This window comes from Micromonospora sp. NBRC 107095 (genome assembly GCF_030269705.1).
Taxonomy (GTDB): domain Bacteria; phylum Actinomycetota; class Actinomycetes; order Mycobacteriales; family Micromonosporaceae; genus Micromonospora; species Micromonospora parva.
In genome coordinates this window covers 1097437-1120886 of the sequence record NZ_BSTU01000001.1, presented here as the reverse complement: position 1 = coordinate 1120886, position 23450 = coordinate 1097437, and the positions used below count along the sequence as shown (strand labels likewise).

The window sequence follows — 23450 nt, the reverse complement described above, 5'->3', positions numbered from 1 at the left end:
GCCGGCCTCTCCCAGTCAGGTACCCCGTCGCGTCGGGTTCCAGGCACCCGGGTGCCGTCACGACGACAGCGGGGTGTCGGACCAGCGCGATAATGTCGCGGTATGGGGGTGGCAGATTCCGTCGTACCCGGTGGTGAACGCTGGCGGCAGGCCCGGCGGTTCGTCCGGCTGGCAGCCATCGGGACAGGCGCCACCGCGGCGGCCGCGGTGGCGACCGGCGGGGTGCTGGTCGGCCAGGCCCGGCAGGCTCGACGGACCATCCCGATGGCCGAGGCGCCGCCACCCCGCTGCGATGGGATGTACGGCGCGAAGTTTCCCGGCCCGGCGCTCACCATGGTGGTGCTCGGTGACTCGTCGGCGGCCGGCTACGGCGTGCACCGCCGCCGGGAGACACCCGGGGCGCTGCTCGCCACCGGCCTGTCCCGTCGACTGCACCGGCCGGTGCAGCTGCACCGCTTCGCGGTGGTCGGTGCCATCTCGGCGGCGCTACGCCACCAGGTGGAGGCGGCGCTGGAGTGCCGTCCCGACATCGCGGTGATCCTCATCGGCGGCAACGACATCACCAATCGCACCCCGCGCGGCCTCGCGGTGCGCTACCTGGTCGAGGCGGTGCACACGCTGCGCGACGCGGGCTGCGAGGTGGTCGTCGGCACCTGCCCCGACCTGGGCGCGATCCGCCCGATCCAGCCACCGCTGCGCTGGCTGGCGCACCGCTGGAGCCGCCAGCTCGCCGCCGCCCAGACGGTGGCAGTGGTCGAGGCGGGCGGCTGGACGGTCTCCCTCGGTGACCTGCTCGGCCCCCGGTTCGCGGCCGAGCCGACCCGGATGTTCGCCTGGGACCGCTTCCATCCCTCCGCCGAGGGGTACGCGATGGCTGCCGCCGCGCTCCTGCCGACGATGCTCTCCGCCCTCGGCGCGACCCCGGAACGACGGGCCACACCGATGCGCGGCGACGGCGTACGGTCGCTGCCGGAGGCCGCGCAGGAGGCGGCACGACACGCCGGCACGGAGGTCAGCGGCGTCCAGGTGCGGGGCCGCGACCGAGGGCCGGCCGGCCGGTGGGCGCAGCTGCGCCGACGGGCGTTCTTCGGTGTCGGTGCGGTGCCGCAGCACGGGTCCGCCTCGGACACCTCGACAGTGGAGGGACTGGCATGAACGAGCGCAGCGCGCGGAGCGTGACCTCCGGCCTCGCCGGCCGAGTGGGTCGGGCGGCGGCGTTCTCACTGCTCGCCGGCGCTGTCGGGGGCGCCGCCGTCCTCGCCGGTGAGGCGTTCGTCGCCCGGCACCGACGCTACGCCCAACCGGAGCTCGGCCTGGCCCTGCGCGCCACGATCGGCCGGGCGGGCGCTCCTCCGCTGCGACTGGTGCTGCTGGGCGACTCGTCGGCACTCGGTGTCGGTGTGGACCGGCTGGAGGACACCATCGGCGGGCAGTTGGCCAACCTGCTCGCCGAGGGCCCGACCGGCCGCCGGGTGCACCTGTCCAGCGTCGGCGTGTCCGGGTCCCGCTCGACCGACCTCGCCACCCAGGTGGCCCGGGCCCTGCTCGGTGAGCGGCCCGACGTGGCGTTGATCCTGATCGGCGCGAACGACGCCACCGGGCTGCGGCGGCCCGCCGACGCGGCGGCCTACCTCGGCGCGGCGGTGCACCGGCTGCGTGAGGCGCGCGTCGAGGTGGTCGTGGGCACCTGCCCCGACCTCGGCGCGGTGCGTGCGATCGCTCCCCCGCTGCGCCAGGTGGTCGGCTGGTCCGGGCGTCGGGTGGCCCGCGCGCAGACCACCGCCGTGTTGCAGGCGGGCGGCTCGGTGGTCGACCTGGGCACCGAGACCGGGCCGGTGTTCCGGGCCGATGCGGGGACGCTCTGCCCGGACCGTTTCCACCCCTCCGCCGATGGCTACCGGGTGTGGGCGCACGCGTTGCTACCCGCCATCGTCGCCGCGGCGGCGGCCACCACCCGGCGCTAGATCGTCGCCGGCCACTGGTGACATTTCCCGCTGTGCCGGCTTCTTCCGCGCATGTTACCGGCGGGTTAACGTTGGTCCATGCCGATTGAGTCGTCCCGCGACGCCGTCATCGTCGCCACCGCCCGCTCCCCCATCGGCCGGGCGCACAAGGGTTCCCTGCGCGATGTCCGCTCCGACGACCTCGCCGCGACCATCGTCCGAGCCGCGCTGGACAAGATCCCCGCGCTCGATCCGACCACGATCGACGACCTCTACCTCGGGTGCGGCCTGCCCGGCGGCGAACAGGGCTTCAACATGGCCCGGGTGGTGTCCACCCTCCTCGGCCTGGACACTGTTCCCGGTGCCACGCTGACCCGCTACTGCGCCTCCTCGTTGCAGACCACCCGGATGGCGATGCACGCGATCCGGGCCGGCGAGGGCGACGTGTTCGTCTCCGCCGGCGTGGAGATGGTCTCCCGCTACGCCCGGGGCAGCTCCGACGGGCTGCCGCCCGAGGCGCAGGCCCTGGTCGGCGGCGGCTGGGAGAACCCGCGTTTCGCGTCGGCCGGCGAGCGCTCGAAGCGCCGCGCGCAGGGCGGCGCCGAGGTGTGGACCGACCCGCGCGAGGCCGGTGAGCTGCCCGACATCTACCTCACCATGGGGCAGACCGCGGAGAACCTGGCCCAGGTGTACGACGTCACCCGCGCCGACATGGACGAGTTCGGCGTACGCAGCCAGAACCTCGCCGAGAAGGCCATCGCCGACGGCTTCTGGGCCCGGGAGATCACCCCGGTCACGACGCCGGACGGCACAGTGGTGAGCACCGACGACGGGCCCCGGGCCGGCGTCACCCTCGACGCGGTCGCTGGTCTGAAGCCGGTGTTCCGCCCGGACGGTCGGATCACCGCCGGCAACTGCTGCCCACTCAACGACGGTGCGGCAGCAGTGGTGGTGATGAGCGCCCAGCGGGCCGAGGAACTCGGGATCACCCCGCTGGCCCGGATCGTCTCGACCGGTGTGACCGCCCTGTCGCCGGAGATCATGGGCCTCGGACCGGTCGAGGCGTCCCGGCAGGCGCTGCGCCGAGCCGGTATGACGATCGACGACGTCGACCTCGTCGAGATCAACGAGGCGTTCGCCGCGCAGGTCATCCCCTCCTACCGCCAGCTGGGCATCCCCGAGGAGAAGCTGAACGTGATGGGTGGGGCCATCGCTGTCGGCCACCCGTTCGGCATGACCGGCGCGCGGATCACCGGCACCCTGCTCAACGCGCTGGAGTGGCACGACAAGACCATCGGTCTGGAGACCATGTGCGTGGGCGGCGGCCAGGGCATGGCCATGGTGCTCGAACGCCTCTGAGCCGCCCTCAGAGCGCGCCGCGGGTCGCCGTCACCTCGGCGGCGGCCCGGGTCAGCGCCTCGGCCCCCGGGTCGGCGGCCAACAGATCCGCCGTGACCACCCGCAGCTGGTCGGGCAGGGCCAGGTCGTTGTCGAGCCGGGGCACCACCCGCCGGGGCTGCCCCTCGGCGTCGGCCGCCAGGTTGGCGACCTCCTGCACCAGGCGGTGCACGAGGTCGGCGCGGGACACGTTGCCGGCGGTCGCGGCCGCCGCCCACCGCGGCTGCTGCCAGTGCGCGATCTGACCGACCAGCAACCGCACGGCCTTGTCCAACTCCGCTGCGCTCATCGCCGCCGAGTCTACGGCCGGCACCACCCGGTCCGCGTCGGGCCGGTCAGCGGCGCAGGTAACTGAGCAGCCGCAGCAGCTGCCAGTAGAGGAACACCAACCCGGTGAGCAGGCCGAACGCGCTCAACCACGCGTACCGACGGGCTCGACCGTCGCGCACCGACCGCTCGACGAGATCGAAGTCGAGGATGAAACTGAACGCCCCGGCGATGATGGCCACCACCGAGATGGCGTACGGCAGCCAGCCGACCTCCCCGCTGACGCTGTATCCCGCCAGGCCCGGTCTCCCGGTGATCAGGTACGACACCAGGTTGACCACGCTGAGCACGGCGATGCCGAGCAGGGTGCCGATCACCAGGCGGGCCAGCCGGGGCGTCGCCCGGATCACCCGGGCCCGGTACAGCGCCGCCATGCCGAGGAAGACGCCGAAGGTGCCGGCCACCGCCTGCACCACGATGCCCGGATACACCTGCTCGAAGGTGCGGCTCGCCACCCCCAGCAGCAGGCCCTGCAGGATGGCGTAGCCGACGATCGGCACCGGGTTGGTGATTCCCCGCAACGAGATGACCAGGACCAGCGCGATCGAGGCGAGCGCGCTGCCGGCCAGCGCGGCGCCCAGCCACACGGCGTCGGGAATCACCGCCCAGGACACCGCCGCGGCGACGCCGGTCACCAGCAGCAACCCGACGGTACGGACCACCACGTCGTCGACGGTCATCGGCTCGACGTCACGGGAGCCGAGCACCCGGGCCTCCACCCGGCCGGCCTCGTCCAGCCGGTTGAGCACCGGGTTGTTGCTGCGCACCGTCGCCTCCTTCGCCCGCGTACCCCAGGGCTTGTGTCAAAGCCTCGCAGTCACTCTGCCCCGGGCGGGCCGGCGGCGGCGGGGAAACGGCGCGGACGACGACGCCCGCCCCCAACGACGTTGGAGGCGGGCGTCGGTCGCAGTGCGGACGAGGTCAGTCGTCGCCCTGGAAGTAGCTCAGCAGGCGCAGGATCTCGATGTAGAGCCAGACCAGGCTGACCAGGATGCCGAACGCGGCCGTCCAGGAGTAGCGCTGGGGCAGGCCCATCCGGACGCCGTCCTCGATCTCCTTGAAGCTGAGCACGAAGCTCAGCGAGGCGACCACGATGCAGACCAGGCTGAAGCCGATGGCCAGCGGGCTGCCGTCACGCAGGCCGGTGTTGACGCCGAACAGCGCCAGCACCAGGTTGATCATCATGACGGCGAAGAGACCGACCATCACGGCGATCATGCCCTTGACGAAGGCCGGGGTGGCCCGGATGACCTTCGCCCGGTAGAGCATCGCCATCAGGAAGAAGATGCCGAAGCTGGCCGCGGCGGCCTGGAGCACGATGCCGTCGTAGGCCGTCTCGAACGCCTTGCTGACCATGCCGACGAAGACACCCTCGACGACCGCGTACGCGATCACGAGCGCCGGGTTGGCCATCCGGGAGAACGAGATGATCAAGCCCAGGACCAGGCCGACCACCGCCGCGCCGATCCAGGCGGTACCGACCAGCGCGTCGGGCACGAGCACCCAGGCGGCCGCGGCGGAGATGCCGAGGATGCCGAGCAGAGCGACCGTCTTGACGACCACGTCGTCGACGGTCATCGGCGCCACGGTCGGCGGCGCGGCCGGGTAACCGGCCTGGGACGGGTACTGCTGGGGAATGCCGGGCTGTCCGTACGGCCCGGCCGGGGCGTACCCGGCGGAGCGCTCCCGCTCGGCCGCCTGGCCGAGCCGGGCGAGCACCGGGTTCGAGGTCTTCACTGTCTGGCCTCCCTCAGGGGGTCGTGTGCACGTGAACGTGCCCTCCAAGAGTAAACGGCGCAGCCACGTCTTGGAGATCACGAATGAGAATGCGTGAGGTCGACCGGTGCCCGGGGCGGGGGTCGAACCCGCACGCCTTTCGGCAGCCGCTTTTAAGGCGGCCGTGTCTGCCGTTCCACCACCCGGGCGAGTGACACCGGCGCGCCGACACGCCTGGTGCAATGTCACCGTAGCCGGTCTGCGGCGACCCGGCGTACCCCGCCGGCCTGGCCACATTAGGGTCGATGCCGTGAGCAGCGCAGCCCCCACGGCCCCCGACGCCGCCCCTGAGCAGGCATTCCGCCTCGCCGATCAGGTCAACCGCCGACCCCGGGCCACCCGGCTGCTGGCCGCCGTCCGCCGCCATCGGGCGGATCTGCTGGCCGCTCTGATCTTCGCGGCGCTGGCCGGCTGGCTCACCCACGGGCTGTGGCCCGACCCGGGAGCCCGCACCCTGGCGCTCAACCCGGAGGACCAGACCCTCTACGAGTGGTTCCTGGCAGTGGACGCCCGCGCGCTGCTCGGCGACTTCGACCTGCTCACCGACCGGCTCAACGCCCCCGACGGGGTCAACCTGATGGCCAACACCACGGTGATCGCGCTGGGCGTCATCTTCGCGCCGGTCACCCTGCTGCTGGGCGCACCGGTCACCTTCGCGCTGATCGCCGCCGCCAACCTCGCCGGCACCGCGCTCGCCTGGTACCTGCTGTTCCATCGGACGCTGCGCGCCCGCCGGTTGGCCGCCGCGCTCGGCGGCGGGCTGTGCGGCTTCGGACCCGGCATGGTCTCGCAGACCAACAGTCACCTGCACATGACCGCCCAGTGGCTGGTGCCGGTGATCGTCTGGCTGGTGGTCCGGCTGCTGCGGGCGGCCGACCCGGGGCCCGGGTCAGCCGACGGGACCGGCACCACCGGGCCGGACCGTCGACGGTTGTTCACCTCCGCGGCGGGGCTGGCCGGCGCGGTCACCGCGCAGGTCTTCATCGGCGAGGAGGTGCTCTTCCTCGCCGCGATCACGCTGCTGGTGATGTCGATCAGCTACGCCATGGTGGACCGGGACCTGGCCCGCCGGGCGCTCCCCGGGTTCGCCGCAGGGTTGGCGATCACCGCCGGGCTCGCGCTGCTGGTGCTGGGCTATCCGCTGTGGTTCCAGTTCGCCGGGCCGCAGGGAGTCGCCGACGGGATGTTCACCCCGGCCTACTTCTCCGCCGACCTGAGCAGTTGGTGGACCCTCTCCCCACTGTCGGTGGCCGGCAGCGACGAATCCGCCCGGCTGACCACCGGCCCCGCCGAGTACAACACGTTCCTCGGCTGGCCACTGCTGCTGGTCGCCGCGGCCTGCGCGATCTGGGCCGGGCGACGCCGGCTGGTCTTCGCCTGCGTCGTGGCGGGCCTGGTGATGGGGGCGCTCTCGCTCGGCCCCGAGGTGGTGTTCGGCGGCACCAGGACGGCGATCCCCGGTCCGTACGCCCTGATCGCCGGGCTGCCGGTGGTGGACGGGGCGTTGCCGATGCGGTTCGCGTTGGCGTTGCTGCCGATCGTCGCGACGCTGCTGGTGCTCGCGGTCGACCGGGCCCTGGGCAGCTCCGGGCAGGCACGGCGGCTGGTGCCACTGGCCGTCGGGGTGGCGCTACTGCCGATCTTCCCGGCCCCGCTGCCCACCGCCGGACGACCAGCCGTGCCGACATTCATCAGCGGCGGCCACTGGCGGCAGTGCGTACCACCGGGCGGGGTGCTGGTCCCGGTGCCGTTGCCGACGCCGAAGGAGCCCTGGCCGATGCGCTGGGCGACCGCCGCCGACGCCGGTTTCGGGCTGCCGGAAGGCTTCTTCATCGGCCCGTACGGAAGGCGCGGCACCGCGGCGATGGGCACCTTCAAACAGCCCACCTCCGCGCTGCTCGCTGATGTCGCCCGGCGCGGCGACCAACCGGCCATCGGCGATGAGCAGCGCCGCCAGGCCGCCCGTGACGCGGACTTCTGGGGTGCCTCCTGTGTGGCGCTGACCGACGACGCCCCGCACGCGGAGAGCCTGCGGGCAACCCTGGAACAGCTCTACGGCCCGCCCACCCGAATCGCCGACGCCTGGACCTGGCGGGTCTGAGCACGCCTCGCGTGAACCGGCGCCTCTGCCGACGACGCAACGGGTGCGACGACAAGGGGCCCGTTCCTACCGGAGACGGTAGGAACGGGCCCCTTGTGCAGTTGATGGTCAGACGCGGGGCGCGCCGACGGGCTGGGATGCCTCGACGAACTCCTCGCGCGGGTCGTGCAACTGACCCAGGGCGACCACCTCACGCTTGAGGAAGAACGCCAACGACCAGTCCACCACCACGCGGACCTTGCGGTTGAACGACGGGATCCGGCTCATGTGGTACGTCCGGTGCATCACCCAGGCCGGCCAACCGGTCATCTTGATCCCGTACACCTGGGCCACGCCCTTGTGCAGGCCGAGGCTCGCGACGCTGCCGACGTGCTTGTGCTTGTAGTTCACCGGCTCACGGCCCCGGACCACGGCCACGATGTTGTCGGCCATCCGGGCGGCCTGACGCACCGCGTGCTGGGCGCTCGGCGAGCAGAAGTTGCCCGGCTCCTTGGTCAGGTCCGGAACGGCGGCGCAGTCACCGGCGCTCCAGGCACCCTCGACCACCTGGTCACCGTCGACCACCTGAAGGGTGGGCAGGCAGGTGATCCGCCGACGGTCGTCGCGCGGGAAGTCGGTCGCGTCCAGCATCGGCGACGGCTTCACACCGGCCGTCCAGACGATCGTGTCGGAGCGGAAGCTGTCACCGTCGGAGAGCTTGACCACCCCGTCGACGCAGGACTCGAGCCGGGTGTCCAGCCGGATGTCCATGTTCCGCTTCAGCAGCTGCTGCACGGTGTAGGCACCCATGTCCCGGTCGACCTCGGGCAGCACCCGCTGGGTCGCCTCGACCAGCACCCACCGAACCTCGTCCTGCTTGAGCTCCGGGTAGTAGCGCAGGGCGTCGCGAGCCATGTCCTCCATCTCGGCGAGCGCCTCGATGCCGGCGTACCCACCACCGACGAAGGTGAAGGTCAGCGCCGAACGGCGGACGTCCGGATCCGGCGTGGCGGCCGCCACGTCGAGCCGATCCAGCACGTGGTTGCGCAGGTAGATCGCCTCACCGATGGTCTTGAACCCGATGCCCTGCTCGTGCAGGCCGGGAATCGGCAGGGTGCGGGAGACCGAACCCGGGGCCACGATCACGTGGTCGTAGGTGATCTCCCGGGCCGGGCCGCTGATCGGCTGCACGGTGGCCACCTTGCGGTCGTGCTCGATCCGCGTGACCGTGCCGGCCACCATCTTGCACCGGCGCAACTCCCGCCGCAGCGGCACCACGGAGTGCCGCGGGGAGATGTTGCCCGCCGCCGCCTCGGGCAGGAACGGCTGGTAGGTCATGTGGGGTTGGGGGTCCACCACCATGACCTCAGCCTCACGGGAGCTGAGCTTCTTCGACAGGCGCAGGGCGGCGTACAGACCGACGTGCCCGGCACCAACCACAAGGATCCGCTTCGGATTCACGTTGTCTATCTTTCCCCGGCCGGCTCAGGTAATCCCGCTCGCGCCCCCCATCTGTGACGGAGCACAACCCATGTGACCTGCGTAACCCTCAGGTCACAGCGGTCACCGACGCCGCAGCAGCCAACCGAGCAACGCTGCCGTCCCCACTGCCACCAGCAACCCCAGCACGGTGACCCACTGGTATCCGGCTCCCCCACCCGTCCCCGCCACCTGCAACAGCAGCACGCCCAACACGGCGGCACCCAACAGCACGGCGGCCGACCGCACCAACCAACGGCTGATCAACTCCGGGTCAACCACCGCGTCGTAGGGCAACAGCGCGGCCAACGCGCAGAGGGTGTGTCCCAGATAGAGCAGGGCCGCGACGGCCAGCAGCCGCCAGAGCGCGACCGGACGGCCATACCCGTCGGTGGCGAGCAACCAACCCCCGACGGTGACCAACGCCGTGAAGGTCGCCCACAGCCGCCGTGGCCCGAACGCGGGCAACAGGGCGGCGAACGCCAGGAAGAGGATCGGCCGGCCGGAAAGCACCTCCGCCGGAAACGCCAGGGCGAACCCGGCAAGCACGATGACGAAGATCGCCGCCCGCACCAGCAGCGGGGCGACGCTGATCCGGGCAACGGCGTTCCGCGTCGCCCGAGCCCGCTCCACGACCGGGTTCACCGCACTGACCTTTCGTTCACCGGTTACCCACCCTGGGGGCCGTCGCCAACCGCGCCACGTCCCGCAACACCTGGTCCAGGCTGCCGGCGCCCGCCCAGCGCACCACCGGTACGCCGTGCTCGCGGAGCTGCCCGATCATGATCTCCCGGTCCAGGCGCCACAGTCGGTACGCCACCTCGGCCCAGCCCCGGTCCTTGGGCGACGCCAGGTCCGTCGGCAACGTGTCGACCGCCACCACGAACCGCCCGCCGCGGGCCAACCGGGCGAGCATCTGCGCCGACCGTTCGTCCAGCAGCGGGGTGAGCACCACCACCAACGCGTCCGAGGAGAGCAACTGTGGGCCGAAGACCTGGTCGTACGGCTCGTGCGCGGACGCGTGCACCCGGACGTCGAGCAGCCACTCCAGGACGGTGAGGTACTGCCGCCTCCCGGCGGCCGGCCGGAGCCGGCGGGCGGCCGGCCCGTACTCCAGCAGGGAGACCCGGTCGCCACGGTGCAGGTAGTGCTCGGCGATCGCGGCGGTGGCCCGGACGGTGGTGTCCAGCACCGAGGCGGCGCCGTCCACCCCACCGGAGCGGCCCGCCTCGGCGAGCACGTCGAGCAGCACCACCACCTCCGCGTCCCGGTCGGAGAGGGTGGCGGCCACGTGCAGCTGCCGGGCCCGCAACGAGACCCGCCAGTCGACCCGGCGCAGCCGGTCACCGGGAGCGAAGACGCGTACGCCGGCCAACTCGCCGCCCTCTCCGGGTCGACGGGAGTGGTGCGCCCCGACCAGGCCGGCGGCGCGGGGCATCGCCTCCACCGCCTCGAACGGCTCGGTACGCGGGTACACCCGCACCCGGACCGGCTCGGTGATGACCGCACGGGAGACCAGCAGACCGCCCGCCGTGGCCACCCGGGCACCGGCGGGGCCAATCGGGTGCCGGCCCCAGCGCAGCGCCTTGCCGGCCAACTCAAGGTCCACAGCGGCACCGACCGGCACCGAGGTCACGAACGGTCGGTCGGCGACGGAACGCCCCCCGTTGTTACCCGGAGCGGTCACACCGGTCGCCGGGACGACACTCTGTGCCCCGTCGTCGGCGGCCTCGTCGCGGGCGAAGCCGGCCCTGTCGATCCGCAGCCACGGCGACACCCGGGACCGCATCACCACCAGGTCGTAGTCGACAGTGTCCGGGTTGCCGACGCTCACCGCCGCCGCCACGTCACCGCCCTCGACAAGTGGCCCGCCGTCACCCTGGGCGATCCAGACCTGGGGCAACGCCGTGGGCCGTCGACGCAACGCGTACGCGGTGCCCAGCGCGAACGGGGCGGCCAGCACGATCAGGTCCACCCGACCCAGCAGTACGCCGGCCACCAGCAGCAGGCCGGCGAGCAGCACCGCGCGGCCGAGCGCCGGGGTGGGCGCCCAACCGGCGGCCGGTTCCGCTTCGGTGGCCCTCGACACTGTCGGTCCGGTCATCAGTGCCGGGGCCCGCCGGCGGCGTAGCTGGGCAGCGCGCCACTGGCCGGGGCGGGAGTCGCCTCCAGCACCTCGCCCACCACGAACGCCGGGTCGACCCGGCGCAACCACATCTCCGGGCGCAGGGTGATCCGGTGTGCCAGGGCGGGCGCGGCCACCGACTTGACGTCCTCCGGCACCACGTAGTCCCGGCCGCCGAACACCGCGCGGACCCGGGCCAGCAGCAGCAACGCCAGCGAACCACGAGGTGAGGCGCCGACCAGCACCGACGGGTGCTCCCGGGTGGCCGCGGTGAGCGACACGATGTAGCGGCCGATGGAGTCCTCCACCACCACGTCCTCCAGGGCGGCCTGCATGGCCCGCAGCGTCGCCGCGTCGACCACCGGCTTGATGTCCGCCTCCTCCCGGCGACGGCCCATCCGGCGGCGCAGCACCTCCCACTCCTCTTCGTGCTGCGGGTACCCGAACGAGACCCGCAGCAGGAACCGGTCCAGTTGCGCCTCGGGCAGCGGGTAGGTGCCCTCGTACTCGATGGGGTTGGCGGTGGCCAGCACGTGGAACGGCTCGTCGAGCTTGTAGGTCACCCCCTCCACCGACACCTGCTTCTCCTGCATCGCCTCCAGCAGCGCGGACTGGGTCTTCGGCGGCGTCCGGTTGATCTCGTCGGCGAGGAGCAGGTTGGTGAAGACCGGGCCGGCCCGGAAGCTGAAGTCCCCGTTGCGCTGGTCGTAGAGGAAGGAGCCGGTGACGTCGGCGGGAAGCAGGTCGGGGGTGAACTGCAACCGACGGAAGTCCAACCCGAGCGCCTGGGCGAACGAGCGGGCGGTGAGCGTCTTACCGAGCCCCGGCAGGTCCTCCAGGAGCACGTGCCCGCCGGCGAGGATGCCGGCGAGGACCAACTCCAACGCGTCCCGTTTGCCGACCACGACGGTGCCGACCGCATCCAGGACCGCCCGGGCCAGGTGCCCGACCTCGGCGGGGGCAATGCTCCGGTCCACGTCGTTCATCAAATACTCTCCAGTTCGGCGACGATCACCGCGAGGTCGCGCGGCGACGGGGTGCGGCGAGGCGGGGTCTCCAGGAACGTCCACAGGCGCTCACCCAGCAGGGCGCGAGCGCGGGCGGGATCCGACTCACGGGTCACGCCGTGTTTCAGCCGCATCCGCTCGTCGGCCAGTTCACCGATCCGGGGCAGGACCGTCCCGGTGAACCGTTCGGGTCGGGTCGAGGACCAGTCCAGGGGCCACTCCCACCTGTTGATCGCGCTGCGCAGCGCGTCGCGGGCACCCCAGTTGTAGCTGCCGTCCTCCTCGCCGGTGCCGACCCGGGCACCGCCGGGCGGCGGGGGCGGCGGTGCGAGCAGTGCGGTGACCCGGCGCACCGCCAGCACGGCGAGCACCCCGGCGATCAGTACCGGCAGCGAGACCTGAAGGCCCACCGCGCGGAGGCCGACGAGCAGGACCGCGACCAGCGCGGCGGCCCAGGCGAGCGAGCGCAGCACCGGACGCCAGCGGGAGTCGCGCGCCCCCGGACCGGTCGGCGCCGCCTCCTCCTCGAACGCGAGCAGATCGTCGATGCTGGTGCTGCTCATGAGGTCACCACCGCGGTGAGCTCTCCGCGCAGCCGGCGAAGTGCGGCGCGGGCCTGGTCCCGCGTGCGTTCGTCGACCGGATGGGTGGCGTACCGGGCCTCCCGGTAGACGTGCGCGAACTCGGCCAGCACGTCGGTGCTGGCGATGGCCGGCACGCCCGCCTCCGGGTCGCCCTGCAACAGCCGGCCGACCAGGTCGGTGGGGGTGTCCCCGGCGAGCCTCGGCACACCGGCCGCGGCGGCGGTCTCCTCCAGCCGCACCCAGCAGGCGATCACCGCCACCCGGGGGTCGGTGTCCCGGTCGTCGAGTTCCACCAGGCCGGCGTCGAGGGCGGCGACGACCTCGCGGGCGGTGCCCTCGGCGGTCCGACGGCCCCGCTGCGCCGGTAGCGCCCGGGTGGTGCGGCGCAGCGCGCCCCGGACCAGGACCCAGCAGAGGTAGCCGAGCGCGGTCAGGATGGCCAACCCGAGCAGGGCAACGGCCACCTTGCCGACCCACTCGGGAATGTGCGCCTGGGTGGCCTCGCCCGCGTCACGTGGCTCGACCGGGATCGACGGTGACGGCTCGACGGTCGGGTACTCCGGAACCCACGGAACGTTGTCCGCGGCCGGCGGGATCCGACTGGCCCCGATCGACGAGTGGGCGGACGCCAGCGCGGCACCGGCGAGCAGGACGGCGACCGCGCCAACCGGCCACCACCGGCGAAGCAGGCCGAGCACCGGACGCAGCGCCGGCTCGGCCGACGGCGCGGGCGCGGGCGGGCGGGTTCCGTCTGTCATCGCCACCACCCCACGCGTCGTCTCAGTCCACTCCGGCCAGCTGCTTAGCCTGGCCGAAGACGTCGTCCAACATCCCTGGTGTCAATCGCCCGGTGAAGGTGTTCTGCTGACTGACGTGGTAACAGCCCAGCAAGTCCGGGGCGTCCGTGCCGGACCAGTGTGCCCCATGACCGAACGCCGGTCGCGGGCTGGGCGGGCGCTGCCCGTACACCGCGCGGAGCACCGGCCACCACGCGGCCCAGGCGAACGCGCCCAGCGCGACCACGACCCGCAGCGTGGGCCGGATCAACGCGACCTCACGGTGCAGCCAGGGCGCGCAGGTGTCCCGTTCCGCCGGGGTCGGCTTGTTGTCCGGTGGCGCACACCGGACGGCCGCGAAGACCCGCAGGTCCCGCAGGGCGAGCCCGTCGTCGGCGGCCACGCTCGTCGGCTGGTTGGCCAGCCCGGCCCGGTGCAGCGCGGCGAACAGCACGTCGCCCGACCGGTCACCGGTGAAGATCCGGCCGGTGCGGTTGCCACCGTGCGCGGCGGGCGCCAACCCGAGGATGGCGATCCGCGCGTCCCCGGTGCCGAAGCCCGGCACCGGCCGGCCCCAGTACTCCTGGTCGCGGAAGGCGGCCCGGCGGGTGCGGGCGACCTCCTCCCGCCACCGGACCAGCCGTGGACAGGCGAAACAGTCGCTCACCGCCGCGTCGAGGTCGGCCAGGTCGGTCGCCCGCGCTGCGCGGGCGACCACCTGTTCGGGGGTACGCGTCTCAGCCAAGCTTGGCCCGGAAGAGTTCCAGGGTGCGGGCCCAGGCGCTGGCGGCGGCGCGCTGGTCGAACGCCTCCGGCCGGTCGTCGTTGAAGAAGGCGTGCGAGGTGCCCGGGTAGTCGTAGAGGTGGCAGTCACCGCCGGCCTCCTCGATGGCCCGACGGGCGGTCTGTACGCCCTCGGCGGTCGAGGTGCCGTCCTCTTCGGAGCAGTGGATGACCGCTGCCTTGCCGGCGTAGTCGGCCCAGTCGGGGCGCATCGACTCCCAGGGCAGCACGGGATAGAACCCGGCGGTGGCGACGATCCGCTCGGAGATGGTGGCCGACCAGAGGGCCAGGCTGCCCCCGGCGCAGAAGCCCACGGCACCGACCTTACCGGTGACCTCGGGCCGCCCGGCGAGATAGTCGGCCGCTCCGGCGATGTCCTTCGCCGCCTCGTCCATCCGCATCGCCAGCAGCAGCCGCTGCGCCTCGTCCGGCTCGCCGGTCGTCTCACCGTGGTAGAAGTCCGGGGCGAGGGCCACGAAACCGGCCTCGGCGAACCGGTCGGCCACCGACCGGATGTGCGGGACCAGACCCCACCACTCCTGAATGACGATGACGGCGGGGCTGGCCGTGCCGCTGGCGGGTATCGCGAGATACCCCTCGCTCGTGCCCCCGTTGCTGCGGTAGCTCACCATTTCGCCCATGGGCCGTCCTCCTAGCGGTCAGTCATCGTTGGCTGGTCGCCCAGTGGTCCTACGTGCCGGTAGCCTGCCACGCCACGCGGCCGTCGGGAAGACGCCGGAACAGTGGCATTCACCTCCTGTTCGCCCCCTGGTGACTCCGGGTACGCCGACGGCGGCGGGATGTCTCCCGCCGCCGTCGACACCGGTCCGCCGCTCCGGTCAGACCTTCTTGGTCAGGCAGAGCACGTAGCCCGTCTTGCCCGGCTCGATGCTGGAGAAGATGTACCCCTCCTCGCCCTCCTTGAAGAACTGGGTGCAGGTGGTGTCGGCCTTGGCCTGCGCCTCGCTCTGGCCGTCCACCCGACCGACCACGTTGTACGCCGCGTCGGTGGAGGTGCACTCGACGACCTTGGCGCCGTCGACCTCCTCCTGCTCGGTGCCGGTGATCTCGGGCAGCTCGGCGATGCAGTCGCCGGTCTTGGCGTCCGCGGTCTCGTCCTTGTTGAAGTAGTTGCCGATCGCCGAGGCGACGCCGAACTTCAGGCCGGCGATGACGACGATGGCGAGGACCGCACCGACGATGCCGAGGGCCTTCCTGCCACCGGACTTCTCCGCCTTCGGCTCGGCTGGCTGCTGCTCGGTCGCCTGCGGCGACTCGCCAGCGGGCTGCTGCGGCGCGGCCGCTTGCGGCGTCTCGACGGCCGGCTCAGGGGTTGCGGCGTCGGACGCGGGGGGCGGTGCGACCTGCTCTGACACGGGGGTTCCTTCCGAGGGGTTGATGAGCAGACGACACCGTAACGATCATTGATTTCCGGTGCCGTCCCGCTCGCCTCGTCCGTTCAGCTATTTCCCAGCTTCACCCGCATGATCCAGTTCACACCTCGGTTCACCGGGTCGGGGTGGGGGTTGGTGTCCCGTTCGGCGGCACTGCGGTGGGCGTACCGGCTGGCAGCGGCGTCCCGGTCGACCCGGGTGCGCCGGTCGGGTCCGGAGTGCCGGTCGGGTCCGCGGCGCTGGTCGGGTCCGGGGTGCTGGTCGGTGACACGGGCGGGAAGAGTCCGCCCGGCGCGCGGGGCACGAAGGGCGCCTGCTCCGGGCAGTACGGGTACGCCCGCAGGTTCGGCTTGTCGTAGACCTCTTCCGAGCAGTCCGGGTAGCCGAGCCGGATCGGATTGCCGTTCTGGTCGAAGAGTCGGGCGTTCTCCACCAGTCGGCCTTCGCTGTCGTAGACGAAGACGTCCCGGACCCGGTCGTACTGGCTGTCGACCGAGGTCTGGTCGTAGCCGTAGTCGCCGTAGCGCATCCGATCCTCGGCCTGCATCAGCGCGGCGAACGCGAAGATCACCAGCACCACGCTGCCGACCTGCACGGCCGAGCGCGGCCAGCGGGTCAGCTGAGCCGAGCGGCGGCCGATCCAGATGGAGGCGACCACGAAACCGATCAGCATGATCATGCCGGCGAGCAACTCACCGCCGAACCTCGGCAGCAACCCGAAGCTGCCGCCGGTGCTGATCACCGTGACCAGCATCGCCGCCAGGTAGCCCCGGAGCACCCACCAGCCGGGGCGCAGCAGCTGGAGGAAGTCGCTGGCCGTCGCGTACCCCAGGGGTGGGCCGAGACGGGTGTCCAGGGTGCGCAGCCGGCCGCGGACCCGGGCCATCGCGGTGGCCACCCGCTGGTCGAGGTTGCGCCCGCCGCCCGGTGCGGCGCCGGCCGCGGCGCGCAGCTCGGCGGCGTACGTCTCGGGCTCGCCCAGTCGCTCGAGAAGGGTGCCTTCGGCCTCGGCGGCGACCTCGGTGAGGTGGTCGGCGAGGTCCTCGGTCAGCTCGTCGCGTTGCGCGGTCGGCAGGTCGGCCAGAGCGGCCCGGACCCGCGCCACGTAGTCGGTGATCTCCTGCTCCGTGACGGTCATGCCGCCATCCCCCGATCGTCGAGCAGACTGTCCATGGTGGTGGCGAACGAGCGCCAGAGCTTGCCGGAGCGGGTCAGCTGGTCGCGCCCCGCGGCGTTGAGTGAGTAGTACTTGCGGTGCGGCCCGGATTCGCTCGGCACCACATAGGTGGTGAGCAGGCCGGCGGCGAAGAGGCGACGCAGCGTCCCGTAGACCGAGGCGTCGCCGACCTCCTCCAGGCCGGCCTCGCGCAACCGGCGCAGGATGTCGTAACCGTAGCCGTCCTCCTCCCGGAGCACGGCCAGGACGGCCATGTCGAGCACGCCCTTCAGCAACTGTGTGGTGTCCACGCACTGCACACTACTGTGTAATGCGAAATAGCGTCAACGAATCCGCCAGCGACACGCAGGACGCATCGTCGATCGACTCGGTTTTCAGGAAGTCGGGGCATCCGAGCTGCCCGGACAGCGCGGTTTCAATGAAGGCGAGTTGATCAGGCTAGCTAGCGCGCGGCTGGCTGGAGGCTCCAGGCGATGCCGTCGAGGATGTCGTGCTCGGACGCGACCACCGACGGCATCCCGGCCCGTTCCATGATCACCCGAAGCACCAGCGCGCCCGCGCCGATCACGTCGGCCCGGCCCGGGTGCATCACCGGGTTCGCCAACCGCTGCTCGCGGGTCTGAGCCAGCAGCTCAGCGGTCACCCGGGCGACCTCCTCGTACGACACCCGGGCGTGGTGGATGCGCTCCGGGTCGTACTCCCGCAGGCCCTGCGCGAGCGCGACCACAGTGGTGACCGACCCGGCGAGGCCGACCAGGGTGGCCGCCTCACGGCCGGGCACCACGGCGAGCGCCCGGTCCACCACCGCCGCGATGTCGGCCTGCGCGGCCGCGACCTGCTCGGGCGTCGGCGGGTCACCGGGCAGGTGCCGCTCGGTCATCCGGACACAGCCGATGTCCACCGAGATCGCCGACCGCACCCCGGCGGCCCGGTCACCGACCACGAACTCGGTGGAACCACCACCGATGTCGACGACCAGGACCGGCTCCTTCGCGTCGGCGGGCAGCCCGCGCACCGCGCCGGTGAACGACAGCCGGGCCTCCTCGTCCCCGCTGACCACCTCGGGCTCGACACCGAGGGTGGCCCGCACCATCGCGGTGAAGTCGGCGGCGTTGGCGGCATCGCGGGAGGCCGAGGTGGCGCACATGCGTACCCGTTGGGCACCCAGCTTCTCGATGTCGGCGGCGTACGACGCCAACGCCACCCGGGTCCGCTCGATCGCCTCCGGCGCCAGTCGACCGGTGCGGTCCACGCCCTGCCCCAGCCGGACGATCTCCATCCGCCGGGTCAGGTCGACAAGCGGCGCCTGCGGCCCGGCCGAGGCCTCGGGCAGGTCGGCGACCAGCAGTCGGATCGAGTTGGTCCCGCAGTCGATGGCCGCCACACGCGTCGTCACGGCAGCAACCTTACGGCAGGACCGGCGGTCACCCGCCGGCTTGGCCGGCCGTGGGCCACGACTCGCGCGGGTCGCCCGACGGGCCCCGCAACAACTCCGCCCCGAGCGCGGTCAGGTGATGTCGAACGGACCCGCCCTCCCGCGCGCTGGCCACCAGACCGGCCGTCCGCAGCGCACAGGCGTGCTCCGAGGCCGAGGAGAGACTGATCCCGGCCGCCTGGGACAACACGGTGGTGGTCAACCCGCCGCCGGCCGCCAGCCGGCGCAGCACCAGCGCCCGGGTGACGCCGAGCAGCCGACCGAGCGAATCGTGGTCGGCTCGGGCCCCGAGCGTGGGCATGACCACCGGATAGACGAGCAGGACCGGGTGACCCTGCTCGACCAGCACCCGGGGACGTGGCCCGGCCAGCGGGGAGGGCAGCAGGATCATTCCATGGCCGGTGCCGGGAAGGTCACCGTCCCACCACGTGCGCACCTCCAGCACCGGTTCCCGCCACCGGATCGACGGGTGCAGACCGGCGAAGAGGCTGGCCACACCATGGTGTGCCAGCCGTTGACTGGCAGCCGCCACCTGCTGGTGGTACGCCGACGTCAGCTCGGCCCAGTGTGGTTCGAGCACCGCGCCGAACCAGGTCCGCACGGCCCCGCCGAACAGGTCCAGCACCTCCGGGTCGGCTGCCGCGAACCGCCGCCGCAGCGGGCTCACCGACGTGTCCGCGTACGCCATGGTGACCTCGGCGCGGACCCGCCGGGCCGGGGTGGCCCGGATCGCCTCCAGACCGGCCTCCACCGACTCCAGACCGTCGAAGGGTGTCACGAAGTCCGGCAGCCGCCCCCGATCGGGCAGCAGGTGCCGCAGAATCGCCGTGGCGGCCTGGGCGGCAGCCGTGCCCTCGGCCGCCGCCGCCCGCTCGGCCAGCGTCGGCGCCAGCGCCGCGACCATGGGATCGCGCAGCCACTGACCGGCCAGCAGCGCGATCCCGACCGGATGCAGCCGGTCGGCGAACCGCACCCGGCACAGGTCGGCCGACCCGAGCTTGAGGCGAAGCATGACAACAGCCTGCCCGCCTTCGGCCAGGACCGAAAGGGTTGTCTACCGGCCGAGGGCCCTCCAGTGTGGACGGCGGGGTCGACGGGGGGTGACCGGCGTGCGGCGATCGGTGGCAGTGTTGACGGGGCTTTGCCTCATGGTCGTGGCCGCAGCCTGTGGTGAGCGGGGGCAACCCTCGTCGACCCCGCCAGCAGCGCCGTCCGCGTCGAGCGAACGACCCGCGGCCGGCGACCACCGGCTCACCCTGAAACACGACGGGCTCGACCGCACCTACCTGCTGCACGCGCCGGCGGGGTACGACCCGGCCCGGTCATCCGCACTGGTCATCGCGCTGCACTTCTATCCGGGCACCGGCTCCGCGATGCGGGAGCTGGCAGGCCTGGAGGCCAGGGCCGACAGGGACAACGTGCTGGTCGCCTACCCCGACGGGCAGGGCGGCGGTTTCAACGCGCTGATCTGCTGCGGCAGCGCTGACGACGTCGGCTTCCTCGACGCCCTCACCGACCATCTGGTGCAGACCTGGCACGCGGACCCGAACCGGGTATTCCTCACCGGCATCTCGAACGGCGGCGACATGAGCTTCCGGGCGGCGGTGGAGAGCACCGGCACGTTCGCCGCGATCGGGGTGGTCAGTGGTGGTTACAGCGGCGAGTTGACCACGGCCGACAGCTACGTGCCGAAGAGCCCGGTCTCCGTGATCACCTTCATCGGCGGTCAGGACCGGTACGCCTCGATCTTCGAGACCGGGATGCGGACCTGGCAGCAGCGGCTCACCTGCCGGCCGAGCCCGAAGGCGTCCGGGGTGAAGGGTGTGACGCACACGGTGGCGGGTTGCGCGGACGGCAGCGAGGTCAGCGTCTACACCCTCGCCGACATGGGTCACAGTTGGCCGGGCGCCACAGCGGGCCAACTCGCCGCGACCTCCGCGGGGCTGTCCGCCACCGACCTGATGTGGGACTTCTTCGCCGCCCACCCCCGCAGGGGCTGATCAGAGGCGCAGCAGCATCCGGGTGTTGCCCAGCGTGTTCGGCTTGACCCGCTCCAGGTCCAGGAACTCCGCGACGCCCTCGTCGTACGAACGCAGCAACTGCTCGTAGACCGGCTGCGGCACCGGCGCGCCGTCGATCTCACGGAAGCCGAACGACGCGAAGAACCGGGTCTCGAAGGTGAGCACGAAGATGCGGGCCACGCCCAACTCCCGCGCCGCGTCGATCAGCTCACCGACCAGCCGGTGACCGATCCGCCGGCCCCGGCAGGACGGGTCCACCGCCACCGTGCGGATCTCCGCCAGGTCCTCCCACATGACGTGCAGCGCGCCGCAGCCCACCACGACGTCGTCCTCGGCCCGGACCGCGACCCGGAACTCCTGCACGTCCTCGAAGAGGGTGACGGTGGCCTTGCTCAGCAGCCGGCGGTCGTCGGTGTAGGTGTCGACGAGTCGCCGGATGCCCCGCACGTCCGCGGTGCGCGCCCGCCGTACCGTGATCTGATCCGCAGTCGGCGTGCTCATTCGCCCGCCGGCACGTCCACGCACGGCCCCGTCGACCACCAGGGCTCGACCAGCTCCAACGTCTCGTCGCCGAACGGGTTCACCCCGGGGCCCGCGCCCAACGCGTGGCCCAGGTGCACATGCAGGCACTTCACCCGGCCCGGCATCCCGCCGGCCGAGATGCCGGCGATCTCCGGCACCTCGCCGATCGCCTCCCGGCGGGTGAGGTAGTCCTCGTGCGCCGCACGGTAGTGGGCCGCCAACTCCGGGTCCGTCGTCAGCCGGTCCGCCATCTCCTTCATCAGCCCCGCCGACTCCAGTCGGCTGCACGCCGCGGTGGCCCGGGGGCAGGTCAGGTAGTAGAGGGTCGGGAACGGGGTGCCGTCGGCGAGACGGGGGGTCGTCTCCACCACGTCCGGCAGGCCGCACGGGCACCGGTGGGCGACCGCCCGGGTGCCGCGGGGCGTCCGGCCCAGCTGCGCGGCCACCGCGGCCAGGTCGGCCTCGGTGGCAGGCTCGCGCTGCGGCAGGGGTACGGAATCCGCCGCCGGCTCCGACGGTGGTACGACAGTCACGGTGCCATCTCTCCTGGTGCGGTGCGGTGCGGTGGTCGGTGGCTCACTTGCCCGGCTGCTGGCTGTCCGCCGCCTGCACGCTCGACCAGAGCGTGTCGTACCAGGTCACCGGCCCGGCCGGGGCGGCCGAGCCGGCCGGCTTCCCGGCGTCCCGGGCGGCGCCCTCCGGGTCGTGCAGCACCACCATCATCTTCTCGCCCGGCGGGCCCATGAAGAACCGTTCCCGAGCCTGCGTCTTGATGTACTCGGGGTCCTTCCAGTTGGCGGCCTCGGCGGCGAGCTTGGCGATCTCCGCCTCCTGTGCCGCCTGGGCGGCCTCCATCCGCTCGATGTCGGCCTGCTGGTCCAGGTAGACCCGGACCGGGTAGGTGTAGGCCAGCGCGAGCGCGATCAGGACCGCGAACAGCACCGTGGCCCGACCGGTGAAGCGACGGGGGTGGGGTGCGGCGAGCCGCTTCACGGCACCGCCGGCGGCGGTACGCCGCGCGGCGGCCGGACGGTTCGCGGAGCGCACGCCCTCGGCGCCCCGGGCAGCACCCGGAGCGCGACCGGCCGCGCGCGGCTCGGCGCGTACGCCGGCCTCCCGGACCGATCCCCGCGTGGCTCGCCCGCCGCCCGGCCGACCGGACTGACCCGGCCGGCGGGCGGGACGCTGACCACCCGGTGTGCGGCGCTGCTGCATCGTCACACCCCTCCCCCGAGGCTTCGTGCGTCTCAGGCCGAACGGTAGCGCGGGAACGCGCCGGCGCCGGCGTAGCGCGCCGCGTCGGCCAGCTCCTCCTCGATCCGGAGCAGCTGGTTGTACTTGGCGACCCGGTCCGAACGGGCCGGCGCGCCGGTCTTGATCTGGCCGCAGCCGGTGGCCACGGCCAGGTCGGCGATGGTGGTGTCCTCGGTCTCGCCGGAACGGTGGCTCATCATGCACTTGAAGCCGGCCCGGTGGGCCAGGTCCACGGCGTCCAGGGTCTCGGTCAGCGAGCCGATCTGGTTGACCTTGACGAGAACCGCGTTCGCCGCCTTCTCCGCGATGCCGCGGGCGATGCGCTGCGGGTTGGTCACGAACAGGTCGTCACCGACGATCTGCACCCGGTCGCCGATCGAGGCGGTCAACGTCTGCCAACCGCTCCAGTCGTCCTCGGCCAGCGGGTCCTCGATCGAAACGATCGGGTACTCGTCGGCCAGCTTCGTGTAGTAGGTGCTCATGTCCTCGGCGGACTTCGCGGCGCCCTCGAAGGTGTAGGTGCCGTTGTCGAAGAACTCCGTGGCCGCCACGTCGAGCGCGAACACGATGTCGGTGCCGAGCCGGTAACCGGCCTTCTCGACCGCCTCGGCGATCAGGTCCAGGGCCGCCGCGTTCGTCGGCAGGTTCGGCGCGAAGCCACCCTCGTCGCCGAGCCCGGTGGAGAGGCCCTTCTTCTTCAGCACCGACTTCAGCGCGTGGTAGACCTCCGCGCCCGAGCGCAGCGCCTCCCGGAACGTGGGCGCGCCGATCGGCGCGATCATGAACTCCTGGATGTCGACGTTCGAGTCGGCGTGCGCGCCACCGTTGAGGATGTTCATCATCGGCACGGGCAGGAGGTGCGCGTTCGGGCCGCCCAGGTAGCGGAAGAGGCTCAGCTCGGCGCTGCCGGCAGCGGCCTTCGCCACCGCCAGGGAGACCCCCAGGATGGCGTTCGCGCCCAGCTCCGACTTGCTGTCGGTGCCGTCGATGTCGAGCATCTTCTGGTCGATCAGCCGCTGCTCGCTGGCCTCGTACCCGATGATCTGGTCGACGATCTTGTCTTCGACGTTGGAGACCGCCTTCTCCACGCCCTTGCCCTGGTAGCGGTCGGCGTCACCGTCGCGCAGCTCGATCGCCTCGAAGGCGCCGGTGGAGGCGCCGGAGGGCACGGCGGCGCGGGCTACCGTGCCGTCGTCCAGACCGACCTCGACCTCGACCGTCGGGTTGCCCCGCGAGTCGAGAATCTCCCGGGCGACGATTCCCTCGATGGTTGCCACTAAGTCGCTCCTCGTTGTTGTTATCCGGTCCGTGGGTGGGCCGCGACGGTGCGGCTGAGGCAGGTGTTGAACGCAGCGTATCGGGCGGCGCG

At 72.3% G+C, this 23450-nt stretch carries 24 protein-coding genes, 1 tRNA gene and 1 pseudogene; 5 read left to right on the top strand and 21 right to left on the bottom strand.

From position 1 onward, the window contains the following. Nucleotides 1–102: 102 nt before the first annotated feature. From QSK15_RS05345 to QSK15_RS05335, 3 genes and pseudogenes are all read left to right on the top strand, one after another. Nucleotides 103–1166: pseudogene (locus QSK15_RS05345) on the top strand (SGNH/GDSL hydrolase family protein); the annotation flags it as partial. Beyond that, nucleotides 1152–1964 carry an SGNH/GDSL hydrolase family protein gene (locus tag QSK15_RS05340; RefSeq protein WP_285793145.1) on the top strand — a complete coding sequence of 271 codons (813 nt, stop codon included), beginning with the start codon at nt 1152–1154 and terminating at the stop codon, nt 1962–1964. The pseudogene QSK15_RS05345 and the gene QSK15_RS05340, both read left to right, overlap by 15 nt. Nucleotides 1965–2042: 78 nt before the next feature. Continuing rightward, entirely contained in the window at nt 2043–3302 is a 1260-nt protein-coding gene (locus QSK15_RS05335; protein WP_285793144.1) for an acetyl-CoA C-acetyltransferase, read from the top strand. Nucleotides 3303–3309: 7 nt separating this feature from the next. Here the strand turns inward: QSK15_RS05335 and QSK15_RS05330 are convergent, their stop codons facing one another. The 4 genes from QSK15_RS05330 to QSK15_RS05315 all read right to left on the bottom strand — a co-directional run bounded on the left by QSK15_RS05330 (nt 3310) and on the right by QSK15_RS05315 (nt 5593). Continuing rightward, entirely contained in the window at nt 3310–3630 is a 321-nt protein-coding gene (locus QSK15_RS05330; RefSeq protein WP_279515229.1) for a hypothetical protein, read from the bottom strand. Nucleotides 3631–3676: 46 nt separating this feature from the next. Then, on the bottom strand, nt 3677–4435 hold the full coding sequence (locus tag QSK15_RS05325; protein WP_285793143.1) for a Bax inhibitor-1/YccA family protein: 759 nt from the start codon (nt 4433–4435) through the stop codon (nt 3677–3679). A gap of 154 nt (nt 4436–4589) precedes the next feature. Further along, nucleotides 4590–5405: a Bax inhibitor-1/YccA family protein gene (locus tag QSK15_RS05320; protein WP_285793142.1), complete on the bottom strand. Its 816-nt coding sequence runs from the start codon at nt 5403–5405 to the stop codon at nt 4590–4592. A 107-nt stretch (nt 5406–5512) separates the two neighbouring features. After that, nucleotides 5513–5593, bottom strand: a tRNA-Leu gene (locus QSK15_RS05315). Between the two features lie 101 nt (nt 5594–5694). On the opposite strand from QSK15_RS05315, the gene QSK15_RS05310 reads away from it, so the two are divergent. Next, nucleotides 5695–7545, top strand: coding sequence for a hypothetical protein (locus QSK15_RS05310; protein ID WP_285793141.1), 1851 nt, complete (start codon nt 5695–5697; stop codon nt 7543–7545). A gap of 108 nt (nt 7546–7653) precedes the next feature. On the opposite strand, the gene QSK15_RS05305 is transcribed toward QSK15_RS05310, so the two are convergent. The 13 genes from QSK15_RS05305 to QSK15_RS05245 all read right to left on the bottom strand — a co-directional run bounded on the left by QSK15_RS05305 (nt 7654) and on the right by QSK15_RS05245 (nt 19296). Continuing rightward, nucleotides 7654–8985 (bottom strand): NAD(P)/FAD-dependent oxidoreductase, encoded by a 1332-nt coding sequence (locus tag QSK15_RS05305; RefSeq protein ID WP_279515226.1) that lies wholly within the window; start codon nt 8983–8985, stop codon nt 7654–7656. Between the two features lie 102 nt (nt 8986–9087). After that, nucleotides 9088–9648, bottom strand: coding sequence for a hypothetical protein (locus QSK15_RS05300; RefSeq protein WP_285793140.1), 561 nt, complete (start codon nt 9646–9648; stop codon nt 9088–9090). A 16-nt stretch (nt 9649–9664) separates the two neighbouring features. Then, nucleotides 9665–11107 (bottom strand): DUF58 domain-containing protein, encoded by a 1443-nt coding sequence (locus tag QSK15_RS05295; protein WP_285793139.1) that lies wholly within the window; start codon nt 11105–11107, stop codon nt 9665–9667. Beyond that, nucleotides 11107–12114, bottom strand: a complete 1008-nt coding sequence (locus QSK15_RS05290; protein WP_030328768.1) for an AAA family ATPase — start codon at nt 12112–12114, stop codon at nt 11107–11109. The genes QSK15_RS05295 and QSK15_RS05290 overlap by 1 nt, the downstream gene beginning before the upstream one ends. Beyond that, nucleotides 12114–12698: a hypothetical protein gene (locus tag QSK15_RS05285; RefSeq protein WP_285793138.1), complete on the bottom strand. Its 585-nt coding sequence runs from the start codon at nt 12696–12698 to the stop codon at nt 12114–12116. The genes QSK15_RS05290 and QSK15_RS05285 overlap by 1 nt, the downstream gene beginning before the upstream one ends. Then, on the bottom strand, nt 12695–13477 hold the full coding sequence (locus QSK15_RS05280; RefSeq protein WP_285793137.1) for a DUF4129 domain-containing protein: 783 nt from the start codon (nt 13475–13477) through the stop codon (nt 12695–12697). Before QSK15_RS05280 ends, QSK15_RS05285 begins: the two co-directional genes overlap by 4 nt. A gap of 22 nt (nt 13478–13499) precedes the next feature. Beyond that, nucleotides 13500–14240: a uracil-DNA glycosylase gene (locus QSK15_RS05275; RefSeq protein ID WP_377633705.1), complete on the bottom strand. Its 741-nt coding sequence runs from the start codon at nt 14238–14240 to the stop codon at nt 13500–13502. Further along, a complete protein-coding gene (locus QSK15_RS05270; protein ID WP_285793136.1) occupies nt 14233–14919 on the bottom strand; it encodes a dienelactone hydrolase family protein in 687 nt (228 codons plus the stop codon). The genes QSK15_RS05275 and QSK15_RS05270 overlap by 8 nt, the downstream gene beginning before the upstream one ends. A 198-nt stretch (nt 14920–15117) precedes the next feature. After that, nucleotides 15118–15654, bottom strand: a complete 537-nt coding sequence (locus tag QSK15_RS05265) for an LppU/SCO3897 family protein (RefSeq protein ID WP_285793135.1) — start codon at nt 15652–15654, stop codon at nt 15118–15120. A 130-nt stretch (nt 15655–15784) separates the two neighbouring features. Further along, nucleotides 15785–16810, bottom strand: a complete 1026-nt coding sequence (locus QSK15_RS05260; protein ID WP_285793134.1) for an HAAS signaling domain-containing protein — start codon at nt 16808–16810, stop codon at nt 15785–15787. Then, nucleotides 16807–17139 (bottom strand): PadR family transcriptional regulator, encoded by a 333-nt coding sequence (locus QSK15_RS05255; protein WP_030328782.1) that lies wholly within the window; start codon nt 17137–17139, stop codon nt 16807–16809. The genes QSK15_RS05260 and QSK15_RS05255 overlap by 4 nt, the downstream gene beginning before the upstream one ends. Before the next feature lie 152 nt (nt 17140–17291). After that, nucleotides 17292–18233 (bottom strand): Ppx/GppA phosphatase family protein, encoded by a 942-nt coding sequence (locus QSK15_RS05250; protein ID WP_285794339.1) that lies wholly within the window; start codon nt 18231–18233, stop codon nt 17292–17294. Nucleotides 18234–18273: 40 nt separating this feature from the next. Next, entirely contained in the window at nt 18274–19296 is a 1023-nt protein-coding gene (locus tag QSK15_RS05245; protein ID WP_285793133.1) for an ArsR/SmtB family transcription factor, read from the bottom strand. A gap of 136 nt (nt 19297–19432) precedes the next feature. On the opposite strand from QSK15_RS05245, the gene QSK15_RS05240 reads away from it, so the two are divergent. Then, nucleotides 19433–20284: a CE1 family esterase gene (locus tag QSK15_RS05240; protein WP_377633703.1), complete on the top strand. Its 852-nt coding sequence runs from the start codon at nt 19433–19435 to the stop codon at nt 20282–20284. Here the strand turns inward: QSK15_RS05240 and QSK15_RS05235 are convergent, their stop codons facing one another. Genes QSK15_RS05235 through eno form a run of 4 tightly spaced genes read right to left on the bottom strand, consistent with a single transcriptional unit; the run spans nt 20285 to nt 23358 of the window. Further along, a complete protein-coding gene (locus tag QSK15_RS05235; protein WP_285793131.1) occupies nt 20285–20806 on the bottom strand; it encodes an amino-acid N-acetyltransferase in 522 nt (173 codons plus the stop codon). Further along, nucleotides 20803–21360, bottom strand: a complete 558-nt coding sequence (locus tag QSK15_RS05230) for a DUF501 domain-containing protein (protein WP_124774478.1) — start codon at nt 21358–21360, stop codon at nt 20803–20805. Before QSK15_RS05230 ends, QSK15_RS05235 begins: the two co-directional genes overlap by 4 nt. Before the next feature lie 43 nt (nt 21361–21403). Next, nucleotides 21404–22042 (bottom strand): FtsB family cell division protein, encoded by a 639-nt coding sequence (locus QSK15_RS05225; RefSeq protein ID WP_285793130.1) that lies wholly within the window; start codon nt 22040–22042, stop codon nt 21404–21406. 32 nt (nt 22043–22074) lie between these two features. Beyond that, complete coding sequence (eno, locus tag QSK15_RS05220) at nt 22075–23358, bottom strand: phosphopyruvate hydratase (RefSeq protein ID WP_285793129.1); 1284 nt, start codon at nt 23356–23358, stop codon at nt 22075–22077. Nucleotides 23359–23450 lie beyond the last annotated feature (92 nt).